Genomic DNA, 19,960 nt, shown 5'->3' on the forward strand with positions numbered 1-19,960 from the left:
CGTACACAGCGGGATGCTCCCTCCGGGCTAGGCTGCCTCCCGTGAAGGTCCTTGTCATCGGCGGCGGCGCCCGCGAACACGCCCTGTGCCGCTCTCTCTCCCTCGACCCCGCGGTCACCGCTCTGCACTGCGCGCCCGGCAACGCCGGTATCGCCGAGGTGGCCGAGCTGCACCCGGTCGACGCGCTGGACGGCGCGGCCGTGTCCCGTCTCGCCATCGAGCTGGAGGTCGGACTCGTCGTCGTCGGTCCCGAGGCGCCGCTCGTGGCGGGGGTCGCCGACGCCGTACGGGACGCGGGCATCCCCTGCTTCGGCCCGTCGAAGGAGGCCGCCGAACTGGAGGGTTCCAAGGCCTTCGCCAAGGATGTGATGGCCGCGGCGAACGTTCCGACGGCCCGTAGCTATGTCTGCACCACCCCTGAGCAGATCGACGACGCGCTCGACGCCTTCGGTACGCCGTATGTCGTCAAGGACGACGGGCTCGCCGCAGGCAAGGGCGTCGTCGTCACCGCCGATCTCGCGAAGGCGCGCGAGCACGCGCTCGCCTGCGAGCGGGTCGTCATCGAGGAGTTCCTGGACGGGCCCGAGGTCTCGCTCTTCGCGATCACCGACGGCGAGACGGTCCTGCCGCTCCAGCCCGCGCAGGACTTCAAGCGCGCGCTCGACAACGACGAGGGCCCCAACACGGGCGGCATGGGCGCGTACTCCCCTCTTCCGTGGGCCGAGCCCAAACTGGTGGACGAGGTGCTGGAGAGCGTCCTCCAGCCCACGGTCGACGAACTGCGCCGGCGCGGTACGCCCTTCTCCGGGCTGCTGTACGCGGGTCTCGCGATCACGGGCCGAGGGGTACGGGTCATCGAGTTCAACGCCCGCTTCGGCGACCCGGAGACCCAGGTGGTGCTGGCCAGGCTCAAGACCCCGCTGGCCGGTGTCCTGCTGGCGGCGGCCGAGGGGACGCTCGCGGACCTGCCGACGCTGACCTGGCGGGACGACGCCGCCGTCACGGTGGTCGTCGCCTCGCACAACTACCCGGACACACCGCGTACCGGCGACCCGATCGAGGGCCTCGCGGACATCGCGGCGTACGACGCGCCCCACGCGTACGTACTGCACGCCGGAACCCGGCGCGACGACGACGGTACGGTCGTGAGCGCGGGCGGCCGCGTGCTGTCGGTGACGGCGACGGGCAAGGACCTGACACAGGCCCGTGAGCGGGCGTATACGGCGGTGAACCGCGTCACCCTGGCGGGCTCGCACCACCGTACGGACATCGCGAGCGAGGCCGCGAAGGCCTGACGCCGGTCGGAGCGGCCCCCGTATCCGACCGGACGGCCCCCGTATCCGACCGAGCGGTCCCTGGATCCGACCGGGGATCGGGGCCGCCCGCTACGGCGTCGCGCGAGCCCCTGCGCGTACCACCACGCTGCTCCCACCACGCTGCCACCGCCACGCTCCCCGCAGGGCATGCGTGGCGTGGCACCAGACGCGTGCCCCGTGGCGCATGCCAGCCGTGGCGCCACGTCTGGCCACGCACTGCGCGCACGCCACGCGTGGCGTGCGCGCACTGCCACGCATACCTCCTGTGCGTCCGCCTCCCGGCCCTCCGCCGAACGGCGCAACGCGCGGCCGTTCCCGTACCGGAGCCGAGCCCGCCCGGCCCGACCGGCCCCGCCCCGCCTGGGAACCGGGCTCACAGCCCTGTTCGTCAGCAGCTTTGACCAGAGCCATTCCATCGAGTGACGAATGGCCCATCCGGATGACGGGTCGGCGGGGTCCAACTAGGGTGCGGCGCATGCGTTCCGGCACTTGGCCCATCGACATTGCGATGTCAGTGACGGGTGCCACAGTGGGGTAGTGAGCAAAGCGGTGCAGGGGCAGAGGGGGTGAAGTCCGACCATGTCCGGTTCCAGTTCCAGCTCCGGTTCCAGCTCAGGTATGGGTGACGAGCTGGGTGCTCAGGGCGCCCGTGTCCGGGCCCTCGCCGTGTTGCGTGTCCGCAGCAGGGCGCTGGCCGTGGCCCTGCTGCCCGCGGCCGTCGCCGTCGTGCTGCTGGTCGGAGGGGCCACAGGCCATCTCCACGGGGGGAGCTGGGACGCGGCCCGCTGGGCCGTGACGGCCTTCGCGGCGGTCGTGCTGCTGCTCGGTGCCGCCGTCGCCGCCGTGATCGCCTTCGCCAGGCCGGCCCTCAGCCCCACCGTCGCGGTCAGCGAGTCGGCCGCTCCCGACCTCTACCGGCTCGTACGCGATCTCGCGGAGCGGCTCGAAGTGCCGGCCCCTTCCGCCATAGCGCTGACCCCGGACTGCGACAGCTGGCTGGAGGACCGTACGCACCCCGCGCACGCGCAGGCGCCCGCGCCTGGGCCCGCGCTCCCCGGCGCCGGCCGCCGACGGCGTACGCCCGCCGCGCCCGTCCTTGTGATCGGTTCGCCCTTCCTGTGGTGGATGCGGGTCGCCGAGCTGCGCGCCGTGCTCGCGCCGGTCGTCGCGGGTACGGGCCCCTCTGCGCACCCGGACATAGCCGCTGCCCGCCGCTTCGTGCGCGGGCTCGACGCGGCCGTCGCCGTGGCGTTCCGTCCGGGCCGGGGGCTGCTGTGGAAAGCGGCGTTCGGCCTGGTCGGCCGGATCGCCCGGCTGCTGCTGCGCGGTTGCGGCGAGCATGCCGCCCAGATGGAGCGGGGTGTCGCGGCGGCGGCCTCCGAGCGTGCACAGGGTGTGGACTACGGTCTGCGGATCGTCGCCCAGGAGCAGGTGGGCCTCGCGTACGCGGGCTGGGACCGGCTGCTGACCCGGGTCGCGCTGCCGGCCTGGCGCATGGGCCGCTGGCCCTCCCGTCTGGACGCGGGTGTGGTGTCCGCCCTCACCGAGCTGTCCCGTCGCGACCGTCTGGCCGAGGGCTTCACCTCCCGGCTCGGGGAGCGGCCCGCCTGCGATCTGCTCGAAGAGCCGGGCGCGGTCGACGAGGCGGCGTCCCTGCTGGCCGCGCGTCTCTTCCACGGCGGTCCGGCAGAAGCGGGACCCGACTGGTCCCCGGTGGACTGGCAGCAGTATCCGGAGGAGGTCGTCGACCGTAAATGGCGTACGGAAGCGGCCAGGCTGCACCGCGTCCTGGACAGTCTGGGAGTACGTCGCCCGGCGGACACCGCCTCTTCCGCGACGGCACCAGGTCCCACGCTGGCCCGGGTCATGGACCATCTCTCCGCCCCGAGCGCCCCGAGCGCCCCGAGCGCCCCGAGCGCCCCGAGCGCCCCGAGCGGGGAGGGCGCCCCGGGCGGCGCGGGCGGTACGGGGGAAACGGGCGGTACGGGGGACACCAGCGGGGCGGGCAACACGAGCGCTACGGGGGACACGGGTGGTACGGGCGGTACAGGCCCGGCGGGTGGCACCTCCCGGCAGGACAGCGCCGACAGCGCCGACGGTGAGGCCCACGGACACGCCCAGGCCGGTGACGCCCTGGCCGCCGGGATCAGCGCCGAGCTGGCCCGCGAGGAGGCGGCTGCCCCGCCCGTTCCGGCCGGGGCCGTGGGCGATTCCGTAACCCTCTGGGGCACCGACCCGCTGCCTCTCTCGCCGCTCCAGCCGCCCCGTACCGGCAGGGAGCTGCTCGCCGACCATGTGACGGCGATGGTCTGCTGCTCGGCCGTCGACACGGCGGGTGCCACTCCCGGTCTGGACTGGCTCGACGGACCGACCCTGCTGATCGACGGCGAACGCCGTACGGATCTGGGCGGGCGCGTCCTCAGTCTGGTCGAGGGAGGTGACGCGGAACCGCTCCGTTCCTGGCTGGCCTCGCTCGGCGTACGGCCGGAGAAGCCCGTACGCCTCGTGTGACCCCACTTCGGTCACGCCCGCCCCGCACCGAATCTCCTTTATCACATCTCACATCCGGATCGGGACGTTCCGTTAACGCCAATTCGCGACGAACGGTGACGAGCCGCATGCGTTATGTGATGTGCTGGAGGCCGGTGCTTGTAGCAAAAACGGCCGTACCACCCGATGTGGCGCGGCGGACGCGGAGGAGGGGCGTGCGATGGGGGCGGACCAGATCCGACGAGCGGACCAGATCCGACAGGCGGAACAGATCCGGCGATGGGAGTCGGGCGCTCTCGCCCACGCGGTCAGCGACCCGTTCGGCCAGGGCCCGCTGCCCTGGCTGCGCGGCAGCGAGAACTACTTCGACGACACCGGTCAGCTCGTGCCCTGGTACGCGGATCCGACCCTGGGGCGTGACCGCGGCGGCGGCCTCCACACCGCCGACGACGTACGCCGTCAGATCAAGGGCTTCGCCTCCACCGGCGGAGTCGCCCCCGGCGAGGCGATCGACTTCCATGTCACCGTCGACCCGCCCCAGCAGTTCTCGGTCGACATCTACCGGATCGGGCACTACGGCGGCGACGGCGCCCGCAAGATCACCACCAGCCCCCGGCTCTCCGGCATCGTCCAGCCGCCACCGCTCGCCGCCGACCGCACGGTCTCCTGCCATCACTGGTGGCTCTCCTGGCGGCTCCAGATCCCGTCGCACTGGGAGCTCGGCGCGCATGTCGCCGTCCTCACGACCGTTGACGGCTACCGCTCGCACATCCCCTTCACCGTCCGCGACAGCCACCCCGCCGATCTGCTCCTGCTGCTCCCGGACATCACCTGGCAGGCGTACAACCTCTACCCCGAGGACGGTCGTACCGGCGCCAGCCTCTACCACGCCTGGGACGAGAAGGGCGGGCTCCTCGGCGAGCAGGACGCCGCGACCACCGTCTCCTTCGACCGCCCCTACGCGGGCGCGGGTCTGCCGCTCCATGTCGGGCACGCCTACGACTTCATCCGCTGGGCCGAGCGGTACGGCTACGACCTCGCCTACGCGGACACCCGCGATCTGCACGCCGGCCGCGTCGACCCCACCCGCTACCGAGGGCTGGTCTTCCCCGGCCATGACGAGTACTGGTCCGTCCCCATGCGCCGCACCGTCGAGCTGGCGCGCGAGCAGGGCACTTCGCTCGTCTTCCTCTCCGCCAACACCCTGTACTGGCAGGTGGAGCTCGGCCCCTCGGCCTCCGGCGTCCCCGACCGGCTGCTCACCTGCCGCAAGCGCCGCGGTCCCGGACGTCCCGCGCTCTGGCGCGAGGTGGACAGGCCCGAGCAGGAGCTTCTCGGTATCCAGTACGCGGGCCGGATCCCCGAACCCCACCCCATGGTCGTACGGAACGCCGATCACTGGCTCTGGGAAGCCACCGGCGCGACCGAGGGCGACGAGATCGACGGACTCGTCGCGGGCGAGGCCGACCGTTACTTCCCGCGTACCCCGCTTCCCGAACACCAGGACCGCATCCTGCTCGCGCACTCCCCGTACCGCGACAGCGAGAACGCCCGGCGTCACCAGGAGACCTCGCTCTACCGGGCTCCCTCGGGCGCGCTGGTCTTCGCCTCGGGAACCTTCGCCTGGTCCCCGGCGCTGGACCGGCCCGGCCATGTCGATCCCCGTATCCAGCGCGCGACCGCCAATCTCCTGGACCGGATCTGCAAACGGGACTGACTCCCTCCCGCACCCCGTATCCCGCCTGCGCCGCCTCCCCCGCGCCACGCCCTCGGGGGCGGACGCGTGGCGCGCGCCGGACCCCTGCGAGCTGCGCCTTCCGGCATACGGGAGAATCGAGGCGATCTTCAAGATCGGACAGAACCACGGGGAGGAACCGTGTCCGGATTCGTCGAAAAGCCCGAGCCCCTTCAGGTGCCGGGTCTGGTGCATCTCCACACCGGCAAGGTGCGGGATCTGTACCGGAACGAGGCGGGCGACCTCGTGATGGTCGCCAGTGACCGTATGTCCGCCTACGACTGGGTGCTGCCCACCGAGATCCCCGACAAGGGCAGGCTTCTCACCCAGCTCTCGCTCTGGTGGTTCGAACGGCTTGCCGAACTCGTACCGAACCATGTGATTTCCAGTGATGTCCCCCCTGGCGCCCCCGCCGACTGGGCCGGACGCACCCTGGTCTGCGAACCGCTGCGGATGCTCCCGGTGGAGTGCGTCGCGCGCGGCTATCTCACCGGCTCGGGACTCACCGAGTACAACGAGTCCCGTACCGTCTGCGGACTCGCGCTCCCCGAAGGCCTGGTCGACGGCTCCGAGCTGCCGGGTCCGATCTTCACCCCCGCCACGAAGGCGGCCGTCGGCGAGCACGACGAGAACGTGTCGTACGAGGAGGTGGCTCGCCAGGTCGGCACCGAGACCGCCGCCCTGCTGCGCCGGACGACCCTCGACGTATACAGCCTCGCCCGTGACCTGGCCCGGGTCCGCGGGATCATCCTCGCCGACACCAAGTTCGAGTTCGGCTTCGACGTCGACGACCGGCTGGTGCTCGCCGATGAGGTGCTGACCTCCGACTCCTCGCGTTTCTGGCCGGCCGACTCCTGGGAGCCGGGTCATCCGCAGCCGTCGTACGACAAGCAGTACGTACGCGACTGGCTGACCTCTCCGGCCTCCGGCTGGGACCGCGCGAGCGAGCAGCCGCCGCCGCCGCTGCCACCGGAGGTCGTCGAGGCGACCCGGGCGCGGTATGTGGAGGTGTACGAACAGCTCACCGGCAACACCTGGCAGTAGAGCCGGCCACAGTGACACGAAGAAGCCCCCGGTCGACCGACCGGGGGCTTCCTCTTTCTGAGCGGACGACCAGGTTCGAACTGGCGACCTCAACCTTGGCAAGGTTGCGCTCTACCAACTGAGCTACGTCCGCATGCGCCGTGGCGCGTCTGCCACTATACCCAACCTCGCCGCCGTGCGAGACGCACAGCCGTATGACGGTTCTCCGCCCCGAGTTTGGACGCGGCGGACGAGAGATAGTTCCGTACGGTCCCCTGCGACAGCGAGGCACGCTCCGCGATCTCCGCGATGGGCGCACCGTCCGCCGCCAGCTCCAGGACCTCCGCCTCCCGCGCGGTCAGCGGTGAGTCCCCCGCGGAGATCGCGTCGGCCGCCAATTCCGGGTCCACGAAGCGGTTTCCCGCGTGCACGGTACGGATGATCTCGGCGAGCTGCCGAGCGCTGACGGTCTTGGGCACGAAGCCCCGGACGCCCGCGGCCAGCGCCCGCTTCAGATGGCCGGGCCTGCCATGACTGGTCACGATCATCGTCCGGCAGCCGGGCAGTTCCGTGCGGAGCGATGTGGCGACTTTCACACCGTCGGCACCGGGCATCTGGAGATCGAGAACGGCCACATCGGGCCGGTGCGCCCGCGCCATCGCCAGCGCCTCGGGCCCGGACGCCGCCTCGGCGACCACCAGCAGATCGTCTTCGAGCGCGAGCAGCGCGGCGAGCGCGCCCCGGATCAGATGCTCGTCGTCGGCGAGCAGAACGCGTACGGGAGCGGATACGGGACCGGGTACGGGAGCGCCCTGGCGGGGCAGGGAAGTCATACCGCGACGACCTCGGCGGAGACAGGGCCAGGGCCCGGCGCGGTCAGCGGCACCCGCGCCGTCAGCCGGAAACAGCCATCCCCCGTGTGCTTCGCCTCCAGCGTGCCGTCCAGCGCGGCGAGCCGCTCCCGCAGCCCGGCGAGACCGGAGCCGCCGTTCGAACCGTTCCGTACGCGTTCGGCGGAGGGGATCACGTCCGTCGGCACACCGTCGTTCTCGACGACGAGAACCGCTTCCCGGGCGTCGGTATCCGCCTGGCCGTCCTCCCCGCTCTCCGACAGCCGTACGGTGCACCGCCGCGCGTCCCCATGGCGCAGCACGTTCGTCGTCGCCTCGCGCACCACCCACCCCAGTGCCGACTGGACCTCGGCCGGAAGACCCCGGCCACCGCTCCCGCTTCGGCCACCGGCTCCGGCCCCGCCCCGCCCAGCACCACCAGTCGGACCGTCCTCCCCCTGGACCAGACCGTCCGCTCCCTCGATCAGGCAGTCGATGCCCGCCGCCGTCAACACCCCACGAGCTCCTTCGAGTTCCGTATGCAGATCCGCCGCGCGATATCCCCGTACGACATCCCGTACCTCGCGCTGTGCCTCCCGCGCTATCCGCTGGACCTCGGTCATCTGGGCCACGGCCTCCGGCCGACCGCGCTCGGCGAGCTGGACCGCCAGCTCGCTCTTCAGCGCGATCACCGCGAGATTGCGGCCCATGACATCGTGCAGATCGCGCCCGAAGCGCAGCCGTTCCTCCGCGACCGCGAGCCGTGACTGAAGTTCCCGGGCCGCGTCCAGGTCCCAGACGGCCTTGAGCAGCCAGGCCGAGAAGACATAGGTGAAGACGAGGGCCGTGCCCGCGAGGGCGATCCCGACGGTATTGGCCACGATGATCCTGGCCGGCAGGGACAGCGCCAGGGAGACGGCCGCCGTACCACCCACCGTGCCGAGCACGGCGTACACCATCTGGCCATGTGTCCGCAGACCCATGGTGATCGACGCCAGCCCGAAGACCGCGAAACCGAACAGCAGCAGTGCGTTCTGGCTGTCATCGGTGATCACATCGGTGCTGCGCAGGACGAGGGCGACGAAGGTGCCCTCCGCCGAGATCACGGCCACGGTCACGGTCAGCCTTACGGGCCGCTCGCGTCGGCCGAGACGCCAGTCCAGGGCCCGGGACTGGAGCACACAGCAGAGCGCGGCCTGGAGGCAGACCAGCAGGAACAGCCATCCACTGAGCGGGCCGTGACCGCCGGTCAACGACGGGACGCCGATCAGCGCCAGCTCCATGACCCCGAGGAAGTAGAACGACCAACGGGTGTAGATCTCCACCTTGACCGGCTTGCTCTTGCCGTGCCACCAGCCCGTCAGCCGGGACATCGTGCCCTCTCCATCCAGCTCCCCCTCACGGCCTTTCGAACGCGGCGCCGCGGCTCAGCGCCGTGGCTCCCACCGGAACCATCGCTCCGCGGCGAAGACCGCGAGCACCGTCCACGCCAGCGCGCCGAGCGCGGCCCCGAAGAGGTCGTACACCTCCCCGCCGCCCAGCCACCCCGCCCTGATCAGAGTCATCACCCCTGTCACCGGCAGCAGTTCGCACACGGAGGCGATCCTCTCGGGCAGCGCCTCCAGCGGGATGAACAGTCCCGAGCCGAGGACCGAGATCATGAACAATGGCATGGTCGTGAGCTGGGCGCTCTCCACCGTACGGGTGAACGCGGAGGTCACGGCGGCCAGCGCGGTGAGCAGCACCAGTCCCGCCAGCAGCCCGCCGACGAGCACCACCGGCCGCTGCGGCGCCCGTATCCCGAGAAAGGCGACTCCGGCCGCGATCATCACGGCGGACTGCACGAACGCCAGCGACACGGCGGGCAGTGCCGTACCGGCGAGTATCTCGCGGTCCGACACCTCGATCGTACGGAGCCGCTTGAGCACCAGTTCCTCACGCCGAGCGGTGTACGCGGAGGCGAGATTGGCGTACACCGCCATGATCAGCACCATGCCGATCCCGCCGGACAGGGCGGCCTCGACGGCATTCATCCCCGTCCTGCCCAGGTCGATTCCCCCGAGCGAGGACTTGATCGCCCCGATCATGGCCACCGGCACGAACAGCGCGGCGAACAGCGCCGTCCTGTTCCGCACGAGCAGCGTGAACTCGGCCCTCCCGAGCGCACCGAGACGCCCCGCGACCGTGGTCGTGCCCGCTCCCGCCGATCCTGCCGCCCCCGCCCCCGCCGTACTTTTCGTACTTGCCGTGCCCACGCCCGCCGTACTCTCTCCGCTGTCCCCCGTGCGTGCCGTGCCCATCTTTGCCGTATCCCCCATGCTCATCGCACCCCCACCATCTCGACCGGTCCCGCGCTCGCGCTCCGCGCCGCGATTTCCAGAAAGGCCTCTTCGAGGGAGGCCGACCGTGCGTCCAGTGCTTCCAGCTCCACGTCCGACTCCCGTGCCCACCGCAGGAGTTCGCACAGGTCCTGCTGGAGCTGATGGGTACGGATCTCCACCCGCCGTCCCTCCGCCGCGGCCCGCAGCGACAGCGGCAGCCGCCCGGCCGGGACATCGGCCGGCAGCAGGAAACGGATCCGGGCCGGCCGCGCCGCTGTCACTTCGGCCGGGGTCCCCGAGACCTCGATCCGGCCCTGGTGCATGATCGCCAGCCGGTCGGCGAGGGTCTCGGCCTCCTCCAGATAGTGCGTGGTCAGCAGCACTGTGGTGCCGCCGTCCCGCAGGTGCCGTACCAGCTCCCAGGTGTCGCGCCGCCCTTCGGCGTCCAGGCCCGTCGTCGGCTCGTCGAGGAAGAGCACCTCGGGCCGGCCCAGCAGTGCGAGCGCCAGATCGAGACGCCGCTTCTCACCGCCGGAGAGCTGTTTGACCCGTACGCCGGACCGCTTGCCGAGCCCCACCAGCTCCAGCGCCTCACCGGTGGGCCGCGCCCCGCTCGTACAGCCCGCGCACATCCGTACGGTCTCGGCGACCGTCAGATCGGAAGGGAAGCCGCCCTCCTGGAGCATCACCCCGACACGGGGACGCACGACCGGCCGCCGGGTGTACGGATCACTGCCCAGCACCCGCACCGTTCCTCCGCTGGGCCGGGCGAGGCCCTCCAGCAACTCGACGGTGGAGGTCTTGCCCGCGCCGTTCGTCCCGAGCAGCGCGAATATCTCGCCCCGCGCCACGGAGAACGAGATGCCATTCACCGCGGTGAAGCCGCCCGCGTAGGTACGCCGCAGCGCGTCCACATCGATCACCGGCGGTTCGGTGCCCGGCGGTTCGCTCAGCCAAGACGAAGACTCAGTCATGTCTTCAGGCTCCCCGCCGACCGGGACGCCCGGCAGTGCGTGCTGTCACCGCCGCCGATGACATATGTCATGGACGGCCACGGACCGGCGGGGGCAGGCAAGGACAGCCACGGACCGCCGGTCAGTCCTTCTTCACCCCCGGTGCCGCCGGGTCCCTACCGGTCCCGGTCCCGGTCCCGGTCCCGGTCCCGTTCCCGGTTCCGGTCCCGGTCCCGTTTCCGGGCGGGCCGTCGACGAGTTCCAGGACGGACATCATGCCCTTGTCCTCGTGATTGAGGATGTGGCAGTGCAGCACCGTCTTTCCCGTGTAGTTCTCGAAGGCGGTCCGGACGACGATGTTCCCGCGCGCCGGCACGTCCACCGTGTCCTGGTAGCCGTAGAACGTCTGGGGCTTGCCGTTCGTGCTCATCAACTGGAAGTCGTTCGTGTGCACATGGAACGAGTGCACTTCGTCGCTGTTGTTCTGGACCGTCCACTCCTGCACGGTGTTCAACTGCCCCGTGAAATCAATGCGGTTCGGGTCGAACTGCTTGCCGTTGATGTAGTACTCCGTGCCGGCCGCGTTCTCCGTGTACGTGATCGTCCTACGGGCGGCGAGCTTGGCCTTGGCCAGGTCCCGGGCCGGCGCGAAGGCGGCGGGCGGCTTCACCGGAGTCCGGGCCTCCCCTCGCGAGACGAGCGTGGCGAGCGTCGCCTCGGGGAACTGGTTGCCCGCCGGACCCGTGTTGTACGGGAGTGTCTTCAGCTCGGTGGTGCCGGGCGGACCGCCCTCCACCAGTACGTCATAGCGGGCCGCTGCCGGAATGATGATCGTGTCGACGGAGTATGTCTTGGTGACAGGGTTCCCGTCGCGCGCGATCACCCGGAATCTGTGGCCCGGCAGCACCACCTTGTAGAAGATGTTGGCGCCGATGTTGGCGATCCGCCAGAGCTGGGTCTCGCCCGGCCGGATATGGATGGCGGGGTTGAGCTGTCCGTTGACCACGCGGGTCGTGGGCGCGCCGATGCTCAGATCCGCGGTCTTGATCTGGTCACCCACCCGCTGGAAGTCCTTGAGCGCGACGACCCGTTCGGTGATGTTCCGCAGTGACTTCGGCAGATACCGCTTCAGTCCGTCGACGATGATGATCCCGGACATCCCGCCGGCGGTCTGGGGAGCGGACAGCGTGTGGGGATGCGGGTGGTACCAGTACGTGCCCGCCGCGAGGTTGCGCGGGAACTGGTACGAGTAGTGGTAGGTCTCCCCGGGCTCGATCATCAGGAAGATGTTGTCGGAGTGACCGCTCGGTGAGACGTGCAAGCCGTGGACGTGCAGGTTCGTCATCTGGTCGATCTTGTTCACCATCGCCAGCTTTACGCGGTCCCCGGGTTTGATACGCAGGGTCGGCGGCATGTACCGGCCGTTGTAGGTCAGTGCCCACAGCTTCTTGCCCGCGAGTTCCACCCTTTTGCGCTCGACCACGATGCGGGTGTTCAGGAAGCCGTTCCTGCTCACCACTTCAGGGGGGTTGCGGAGCGCGCCCGTCGGCCGGGCGGCCGTCAGCGGTGGTGACGGCGAGACGACGGCGGCGGGGGACACGGAGGACGCGGAGGACGACGAGTGTGCCGGGCCCGTCATCGGCCGCGACGCACCGGAGTGGTCGCCGCAGCCCGAGATCAGGGCGAGGGCGGTGAGGGCGGCGAGGAGCACCCGCGCCCCGGCCTTTTCGACCGCCCCGGCGAAGGACCAACTTCCTCTGGGACGAGTCCGACGAGTCCAAGGAGTCCGACGAGTCCGACGAGTCCAAGGTGTCTGACGAGTCCGATGAGTCCGCATCATGGTCTCCGGTCTGATGTGACGCCGTGACGCCCTGACAGGACGCCGGGACTGTGATGCCGGGGCTGAGCAATCCGGCGCAATGCGGTGGAATCCGCGCCGGTGACGGCATCGTCCGGTCATTCTGGCGTGCGGGATTCGCCGTCACGGAGATCGACCCGCTGGGGAATTGGGCGGGTTTGTCGCTCGGTGTGGTGCCGTTCATCACACGCTCTGATCATCTACAGCGCACCCAGGCCGACCGATGCGGACACCGCGCGTCCCGCAGGACTCACGTACTCCGCTGGGCACCGCTCACTCCGCCGAACACCGCGCGTCCCGCTGGACCGGGCCGCGCGGCGTCCCGCTGGACCGGACCGCGCGCAGGCATACGCGCACACAGAAACGCCCGGCCGATAAAACCGGCCGGGCGTCCATACGTACTAGTGCCTGATGCACTGATCAGATGCTGCTCGCAGCCGGATCAACCAACCCCGTACTACGAACGATCTCGTGCTGCGAAGATCTCCAGCCGTTCTTTTCGACCAGAACCTTCGCTTCCGAGCGGACGACGAGATTCGAACTCGCGACCCTCACCTTGGCAAGGTGATGCTCTACCAACTGAGCCACGTCCGCACCGCGCCGAGCGATCGGCGCGACCATCACCCTACCCGATCCACTGAGTGGACCGAAGAGCGATGCAGAGCGGGTGACAGGAATTGCACACTGCGCCTCCCCCTTGGAAAGGGGGCGTTCTGCTACTGAACTACACCCGCACGCTCGGCGAGGTTTTGGCCTTTCGGCCTTGCCCCTCGGCGTGGTCCAAACTCTAGCCGATCAGTGGGGGTGCTGTGCAACTCGGTGCGCTGCCGCGTCGCCCGGCCGGCCCCATGGGCCGACGCCGGCTCAACTGGCTTCGCGGAACGCCTCGTAGACCCGCTTGGGGATCCGGCCGCGCGCCGGTACCTCCATCCTGTGGGACTGGGCCCAGGCGCGAACGGCCGCCGGGGCGGGCGCGAGGGCGGTGTGCCGGTAGGTCGTTCGGGATTTGCCGTGCTTGCTGGCGTTTGTCTGCTTTCGGCCTGCGGCCATGAACGGTGCCAGGGCCTTGCGTAGTTTCTTTGCATTGGCGGGATTGAGGTCGATCTCGTACGACTTCCCGTCCAGGCCGAACGTGACCGTTTCCGACGCTTCTCCGCCGTCGATGTCGTCGGAGAGCGTGACCACTACGCGCTGCGCCACGGATATCGGTCCTTTCTTGCGGTACCCGCCCGGTCCCTGCCGTCTGCGAAACACGGCTGACGTGCGGCGATACCGGCCTTCCGGCTGTTAACAGGGGGCTAGCTGGCACTTCTGGGGACTTCGGGTTCAATGTTGCTTTCCGCTGTATTCCTTTGTACAGCGGCAGGCGCCGCATTGTGAAGCCCAGCCAATTGCATCAGCGTGTCCCATGCAATGGGGAGGCATGGTTTTTCCATGGATTTTCCAGTGCGTTGCTCCGTGGCCGAAATCGGCGGGCGATCCGGCAAGGTCGTATCTACCCGCGTAGATTCTCGGGCCGGGTACGCTGAGGGAAGCTCGGGGGGTCTGGGGGATTCCCCGGGACCCGGGGATTCCCCGGAGAACGCAGCAGCAGAAACAGCAGCAGAACCAGTCGCACCACACCACCGGGAGTGCCAGTGGCACGCGTCGTAGTCGACGTCATGCTCAAGCCGGAGATCCTCGACCCGCAGGGACAGGCTGTGCAGCGCGCGCTGCCCCGTCTGGGTTTCGAGGGCATCGCCGACGTCCGCCAGGGAAAGCGCTTCGAGCTGGAGGTGGCGGGGCCGGTCGACGACGCCGCCCTCGCCCGTATCCATGAGATGGCCGAGACCTTCCTCGCCAACACCGTGATCGAGGACTTCGTCGTAAAGGTCGAGGGGACCGAGAAGGGCGACGCCGAGAAGGCTCAGGGCGAGGCCGAGAAGGTCGGGGAGCCGAAGTGACCGCTCGTATCGGAGTCGTCACCTTCCCCGGCACTCTCGACGACCGGGACAGCCTTCGCGCCGTCCGGATCGCCGGAGCCGAGCCCGTCTCCCTCTGGCACCGCGACAAGGACCTTCACCAGGTCGACGCGGTCGTCTTGGCCGGCGGCTTCAGTTACGGCGACTATCTGCGGGCCGGGGCCATCTCCCGGTTCTCCCCGGTGATGGAGACGATCATCGAGCAGGCGAAGGCCGGGCTGCCGGTCCTCGGGATCTGCAACGGCTTCCAGATCCTCACCGAGTCCCATCTGCTCCCCGGCGCGATGCTGCGCAACAACCATCTCCACTTCATCTGCCGCGACCAGAAACTGCGGGTGGAGAACGCGGAGAGCGCGTGGACCGCCGACTATTCCGCGGGCCAGGAAATCTCCGTACCCCTCAAGAACATCGACGGGCGGTACGTCGCCGACGAGCGCACGCTCGACGAGCTGGAGGCCGAGGGCCGGGTCGCCTTCCGCTATCTGGACGGCAACCCCAACGGCTCGCTCCGTGACATCGCCGGCATCACCAACGCGGCGGGCAATGTCGTCGGCCTGATGCCGCATCCCGAGCACGCCGTGGAGCCGCTGATCGGTACGGGCCGTACCGACGGCCTGGGATTCTTCACCTCGATCCTGAAGAAGCTGGTAAGCGCCTGATGCCCATCAAGACCCTCGACACGGTCAAGCACGCGAGCGGCACGCCCGAGGCGGAGCAGCCCTGGAAGGACCTCGGCCTCAAGGAGGACGAGTACACCCGGATCCGGGAGATCCTGGGGCGCCGGCCCACCGGGGCGGAGCTGGCCATGTACTCCGTCATGTGGTCCGAGCACTGCTCGTACAAGAGCAGCAAGGTGCATCTCAAGCAGTTCGGCGAGAAGGTCCCGGCCAATGACGCGATGCTCGTCGGCATCGGCGAGAACGCGGGCGTCGTGGACGTCGGCCAGGGGTACGCGGTCACCTTCAAGGTCGAGTCGCACAACCACCCCTCGTACATCGAGCCCTACCAGGGCGCGGCCACCGGTGTCGGCGGCATCGTCCGCGACATCCTCGCCATGGGCGCGCGGCCGGTCGCGGTCGTGGACCCGCTGCGCTTCGGCGCCGCCGACCACCCCGACACCAGGCGGGTACTGCCCGGTGTGGTCGCGGGCATCGGCGGTTACGGCAACTCCCTGGGCCTGCCGAACATCGGCGGGGAGGTCGTCTTCGACGCCTGCTACCAGGGAAACCCGCTGGTCAACGCCGGCTGTATCGGTGTGATGAGGCACGAGGACATCCATCTCGCGCAGGCGTCGGGTCCCGGCAACAAGGTGATCCTTTACGGTGCCCGTACCGGTGGCGACGGCATCGGCGGCGTGTCGGTCCTGGCGAGTGAGACCTTCGAATCGACCGGACCTGCCAAGCGGCCCGCCGTACAGGTCGGTGACCCGTTCCAGGAGAAGCTCCTCATCGAGTGCACCCTGGAGATCTTCCGCGAGAAGCTCGTGGCCGGGATCCAGGACCTCGGCGGCGCGGGTCTCTCCTGCGCGACGAGCGAGCTGGCGTCCGCGGGCTCCGGCGGTATGCGGGTCGAGCTGGACACCGTCCCGCTGCGTGACGCGACCCTCTCGCCCGAGGAGATCCTCATGAGCGAGTCGCAGGAGCGGATGTGCGCGGTGGTCGAGCCCGGCAACGTCGACCGCTTCATGGAGATCTGCGAGAAGTGGGACGTCATCGCCACCGTCATCGGTGAGGTGACCGAGGGCGACCGGCTGGAGATCTTCTGGCACGGCGAGCAGATCGTGGACGTACCCCCGCGGTCGGTGGCGCATGACGGTCCGGTCTACCACCGGCCGTACGCCCGTCCCGAGTGGCAGGACGCCCTCCAGGCGGACGACGCGAACAAGCTGCCGCGCCCGGTCACGTCGGCCGAGCTGAGGGAGCAGGTCCTCAAGCTGGTCGCGTCGCCGAACCAGGCGTCGAAGGCGTGGATCACCGACCAGTACGACCGTTTCGTCCAGGGCAACACCGTGCTCGCGCAGCCCGAGGACGCCGGTATGGTCCGGATCGACGAGGAGTCGAACCTGGGTGTGGCGATGGCGACGGACGGCAACGGCCGGTACGCGAAGCTCGACCCGTACACCGGCGCGCAGCTCGCGCTCGCGGAGGCGTACCGCAATGTCGCGGCCTCCGGTGCCAGGCCGCTCGCCATCTCCGACTGCCTGAACTTCGGTTCGCCCGAGGACCCCGCCGTGATGTGGCAGTTCGCCGAGGCCACGCGTGGTCTGGCGGACGGCTGCCTTCAGCTCGGCACCCCGGTCACCGGCGGCAATGTCTCCCTCTACAACCAGACCGGCGAGACGGCCATCCATCCGACGCCGGTGGTGGCCGTGCTCGGTGTGATCGACGACGTCAACCGCCGTACGCCGATCGCGTTCAAGGAGGAGGGCCAGCTTCTCTGCCTCCTCGGTGACACGCGCGAGGAGTTCGGCGGTTCGGCCTGGTCGCAGGTGGTGCACGACCATCTCGGCGGGCTGCCGCCGGCCGTGGACCTGGACCGGGAGAAGCTGCTCGGCGAGATCCTGATCTCGGCCTCGCGTGACGGGATGATCGACGCGGCGCACGATCTGAGCGACGGCGGTCTGATCCAGGCGGTCACCGAGTCCTGCCTGCGCGGCGGCCACGGCGCCCGGCTGGTCGTACCGGACGGGCTCGACGCGTTCACCTTCCTGTTCAGCGAGTCCGCGGGCCGCGCGGTCGTCGCCGTACCGCGCAGCGAGGAGCTCCGCTTCACCGACATGTGCGGCGCGCGCGGACTGCCCGTGACGCGGATCGGGGTCGTGGACGGTGACGAGATCGAGGTCCAGGGCGAATTCGCCATCGCGCTGACGGAACTCAGGACGGCCCACGAGGCGACGATTCCGGCGCTGCTGGCCTGATGGCGCTGCTGGCCTGATCGTCACGGCCGAGTCGACGAGCCCCCGCCCGGTGTGCACCGGGCGGGGGCTCTGTCGTGGGCGCCGGCACCGGGTACGCGCACGTGAACACACCCGTGCCACAACCGCCGAAACCGAACCCGCTTGCAAGGTGTTACGTAATTACGTAACTTCAAAGAGTGGAGCTCACGCGTGGAACTTGAGGAGCGGGTTGCCGAGCTGGAGCGGCGGATCGCGGCGCTGGAGGCGGCGGACCGTGAGGGCGGCGGGAATGGCGGGGATGGTGGGGACGGTGGGGTTCCGTCTGGGCACGGGGACGAGTTCTGGGCGCTTCAGCGGCTCAAGGAAGAAGTCGCCAAGGCCGGCTCGCCGAACGGCGGGGTCCTCTACACCGGTGCGGTGCGGCTGCCGACGGAGGAGCGGTACGAGTGGCAGTACGGCACCTTCACCGACGGGCTCCTCGACGCCAGCTGGTCGCACGCGGCCGAGTCCTTCGCGGCGCTCGGCCATGCCGTACGGCTCCGGCTGCTGCGCGAGATCCTCGGCGGCCGGCGCACCGCCGCCGAACTGGCCGAGCTGGACGGCATCGGCACCACCGGCCAGATCTACCACCATCTGCGCCAACTGACCGGCGCGGGCTGGCTGCACACGACGGGCCGAGGCCGGTACGAGGTGCCGGCGGCCAGGGTCGTACCGCTGCTGGTGATGCTCTCGGCGGCCCGGCCGTGAACCACAACGGTCCCGACGGGACTGATCCGTAAGCGTCACCCGTCTCCGTAAGCGTCACCCGTTGTCGTCAAGGGGGAACGATGCCCGTCCGTAAACAAGCCATGATCCTCTTCCGGCTGTCCTGGCCGGCCGTCTTCGCGCTCATCCTCCTCGATGTGCTGCGCGTGCTGTCCCTCTCCTGGTGGCTGACCATGCTGCCCGGGGCCGTCGCCGTCGCCGTGACCCTTGGTGTGAGCCGTATCGGCCGTGCCCACCACGCGGACCGGCCCGCCGCGATCGAGGTGGCGCCTCCCGTCAGGGGCCGCTGGTCCGCGCTCAACAGCCCGGCCGACAAGGTGCCGAGCCATGGCACACACACGTATGGGCAGACCTACGCGATCGACATCGTGGCGGAGGGAAAGCCCGGTGCCGCCCGTCCCGGCTTCACCTGGCTGTGGCCGATCGTCCGGCGCAACCGCGACTTCCCGGCCTTCGGCGAACCGCTTCTCGCGGTGGCGGACGGGACCGTCGTGTACGCCAGGGACCGGCAGCGCGACCATCTCAGCCGCAACTCCCTCCCGGCCCTCGTCTATCTGATGCTCATCGAGAGCGTCGTGCGTGAGATAGCCGGAGCGGGCCGGGTCACGGGCAACCGTCTCGTACTCGACCTCGGGGACGGTACGTACGCGATGTACGCCCATCTCCAGCACGGCTCACTCCAGGTCCGCGCGGGCGAGCGGGTACGGACCGGCCAGCCCCTGGCCCGTTGCGGCAACTCGGGCAACTCGTCGGAGCCGCATGTGCACTTCCAGCTCATGGACCACCCGGACCCGGACGCGGCGCGAGGCATCCCGTTCCGCTGGGAGGGCATCGGAGTCCCGGCCAACACCGAGGAGTTCACGGTGGGCGGGGAACTCGCGGCGGGGGAGGTGGGGGAAGGGGAGAGGTTCACCTTCGAGGAGAAGCTCATCTCTGGGGAGGAGCTCACCTCTGAGGTGGAGCGGACGATCGCTCCGTCAGGGCCCACACGAGAAGCGCGAGGCAACTGAACGCCGCGCCCAGCACGCAGACGGCGCCCCAGCCCGCCGCCGCATACAGCGAGGTGGAGACGATGGCGCTGGTCGGGGGTGCGTGGTGGGTGGGTGGGGTGCGCGGGAGTGGAGTGGGGTGGTGGCGCGTGGGTTCGGCGTCGGAGGGTGGTCTTGTTGGTTGGGGTTCAGTCCCGTGTCTGGGGTGGGGTGGCTGTCTTCTGGCACAGACCGAGGGGTAGTCGGGGTGGGCCGGGGGGTTTCGTGCCACGCGGGGGCCGCCCCTCTGGGTTTGAGTTTCGCGATTGCGGGCCGGGCGTCAAGGGCGCTCCTTCGTCGCGTCGCTGCGCGATGACCTTCGGTCACCCTTGACTCCCGTCCCTCCATCGCAAGTGCAGATCAGTGGGAGGGGCGGCCCGGGGGAAGGGGTCCCCGGGGAGATCCGTTGAGGGTGCTGGTTTCCTCCCCGGCCTGCGGCCCGGTGGGCCCTGCGGGGCTGCGCGGCAGTGGAGTGGGGCGGCCCGGCACCGGCTCAGCGACTGGCTGTCCATTGCTTGCTGGGGTTCAGTCCCGTGCCTGGGGCAGGTGGTCGGCGGGGTGGGTGTGCCCGTGGCGGGCGCGGATGGGCCAGTTGAAGGCCTGTTTGTGCTCTGGGACCCGCCTAACGCAACTGAGGACACACGACCGCCTCACGGCACTCCCCAACCCCCTTCCAAATGGGCACATATAGGGCATCGGTGGGGCTTGATGAGCCCATCTTCCGCAGAACTGGACGGAGATGGATCCGGCAGCGTCCTCCGGACGTCTCTTGTGTCGTTGTGAC

At 69.8% G+C, this 19,960-nt stretch carries 15 protein-coding genes and 3 tRNA genes; 9 read left to right on the forward strand and 9 right to left on the reverse strand.

What is annotated here, in order from left to right; genetic code table 11:
- Positions 1–41 precede the first annotated feature (41 nt).
- From purD to OG214_RS20815, 4 genes are all read left to right on the forward strand, one after another.
- The gene (gene purD, locus OG214_RS20800; RefSeq protein WP_363082345.1) at positions 42–1,295 is read left to right on the forward strand and encodes a phosphoribosylamine--glycine ligase; all 1,254 of its coding nucleotides are present in this window, start codon (positions 42–44) and stop codon (positions 1,293–1,295) included.
- Between the two features lie 639 nt (positions 1,296–1,934).
- Positions 1,935–3,827, forward strand: coding sequence for a hypothetical protein (locus OG214_RS20805; protein ID WP_405985590.1), 1,893 nt, complete (start codon positions 1,935–1,937; stop codon positions 3,825–3,827).
- A 199-nt stretch (positions 3,828–4,026) separates the two neighbouring features.
- Positions 4,027–5,523 (forward strand): N,N-dimethylformamidase beta subunit family domain-containing protein, encoded by a 1,497-nt coding sequence (locus OG214_RS20810; protein WP_363082347.1) that lies wholly within the window; start codon positions 4,027–4,029, stop codon positions 5,521–5,523.
- A gap of 159 nt (positions 5,524–5,682) precedes the next feature.
- Positions 5,683–6,585, forward strand: a complete 903-nt coding sequence (locus OG214_RS20815; RefSeq protein ID WP_363082348.1) for a phosphoribosylaminoimidazolesuccinocarboxamide synthase — start codon at positions 5,683–5,685, stop codon at positions 6,583–6,585.
- A gap of 60 nt (positions 6,586–6,645) precedes the next feature.
- Here OG214_RS20815 and OG214_RS20820 read toward each other — a convergent pair.
- The 9 genes from OG214_RS20820 to OG214_RS20860 all read right to left on the reverse strand — a co-directional run bounded on the left by OG214_RS20820 (position 6,646) and on the right by OG214_RS20860 (position 13,726).
- Positions 6,646–6,718 (reverse strand) — tRNA-Gly (locus OG214_RS20820).
- Between the two features lie 22 nt (positions 6,719–6,740).
- Positions 6,741–7,397 carry a response regulator gene (locus OG214_RS20825; protein ID WP_405985591.1) on the reverse strand — a complete coding sequence of 219 codons (657 nt, stop codon included), beginning with the start codon at positions 7,395–7,397 and terminating at the stop codon, positions 6,741–6,743.
- Positions 7,394–8,767, reverse strand: a complete 1,374-nt coding sequence (locus OG214_RS20830) for a sensor histidine kinase (RefSeq protein ID WP_405985592.1) — start codon at positions 8,765–8,767, stop codon at positions 7,394–7,396. Before OG214_RS20830 ends, OG214_RS20825 begins: the two co-directional genes overlap by 4 nt.
- Positions 8,768–8,821: 54 nt before the next feature.
- Positions 8,822–9,694: an ABC transporter permease gene (locus tag OG214_RS20835; protein WP_405987563.1), complete on the reverse strand. Its 873-nt coding sequence runs from the start codon at positions 9,692–9,694 to the stop codon at positions 8,822–8,824.
- Positions 9,695–9,714: 20 nt separating this feature from the next.
- Complete coding sequence (locus tag OG214_RS20840; protein ID WP_405985593.1) at positions 9,715–10,689, reverse strand: ABC transporter ATP-binding protein; 975 nt, start codon at positions 10,687–10,689, stop codon at positions 9,715–9,717.
- 121 nt (positions 10,690–10,810) lie between these two features.
- Entirely contained in the window at positions 10,811–12,379 is a 1,569-nt protein-coding gene (locus tag OG214_RS20845; RefSeq protein ID WP_405985594.1) for a multicopper oxidase family protein, read from the reverse strand.
- Positions 12,380–13,047: 668 nt separating this feature from the next.
- Positions 13,048–13,120 (reverse strand) — tRNA-Gly (locus OG214_RS20850).
- A 68-nt stretch (positions 13,121–13,188) separates the two neighbouring features.
- A tRNA-Gly gene (locus tag OG214_RS20855) sits at positions 13,189–13,260 on the reverse strand.
- Positions 13,261–13,390: 130 nt separating this feature from the next.
- Entirely contained in the window at positions 13,391–13,726 is a 336-nt protein-coding gene (locus OG214_RS20860; RefSeq protein ID WP_363082354.1) for an Lsr2 family protein, read from the reverse strand.
- Positions 13,727–14,163: 437 nt separating this feature from the next.
- On the opposite strand from OG214_RS20860, the gene purS reads away from it, so the two are divergent.
- The 5 genes from purS (at position 14,164) to OG214_RS20885 (ending at position 19,158) form a co-directional block, all read left to right on the forward strand.
- Complete coding sequence (purS, locus tag OG214_RS20865) at positions 14,164–14,469, forward strand: phosphoribosylformylglycinamidine synthase subunit PurS (protein WP_363082355.1); 306 nt, start codon at positions 14,164–14,166, stop codon at positions 14,467–14,469.
- On the forward strand, positions 14,466–15,146 hold the full coding sequence (gene purQ / locus OG214_RS20870) for a phosphoribosylformylglycinamidine synthase subunit PurQ (RefSeq protein ID WP_363082356.1): 681 nt from the start codon (positions 14,466–14,468) through the stop codon (positions 15,144–15,146). The genes purS and purQ overlap by 4 nt, the downstream gene beginning before the upstream one ends.
- On the forward strand, positions 15,146–17,404 hold the full coding sequence (purL, locus tag OG214_RS20875; protein WP_363082357.1) for a phosphoribosylformylglycinamidine synthase subunit PurL: 2,259 nt from the start codon (positions 15,146–15,148) through the stop codon (positions 17,402–17,404). Before purQ ends, purL begins: the two co-directional genes overlap by 1 nt.
- Positions 17,405–17,593: 189 nt before the next feature.
- On the forward strand, positions 17,594–18,130 hold the full coding sequence (locus OG214_RS20880) for an ArsR/SmtB family transcription factor (RefSeq protein ID WP_405985595.1): 537 nt from the start codon (positions 17,594–17,596) through the stop codon (positions 18,128–18,130).
- Between the two features lie 80 nt (positions 18,131–18,210).
- On the forward strand, positions 18,211–19,158 hold the full coding sequence (locus OG214_RS20885) for a M23 family metallopeptidase (RefSeq protein WP_405985596.1): 948 nt from the start codon (positions 18,211–18,213) through the stop codon (positions 19,156–19,158).
- Positions 19,159–19,960 lie beyond the last annotated feature (802 nt).

It is taken from the genome of Streptomyces sp. NBC_00872 (assembly GCF_045161915.1).
In the GTDB taxonomy this organism is placed as follows: Bacteria; Actinomycetota; Actinomycetes; order Streptomycetales; family Streptomycetaceae; genus Streptomyces.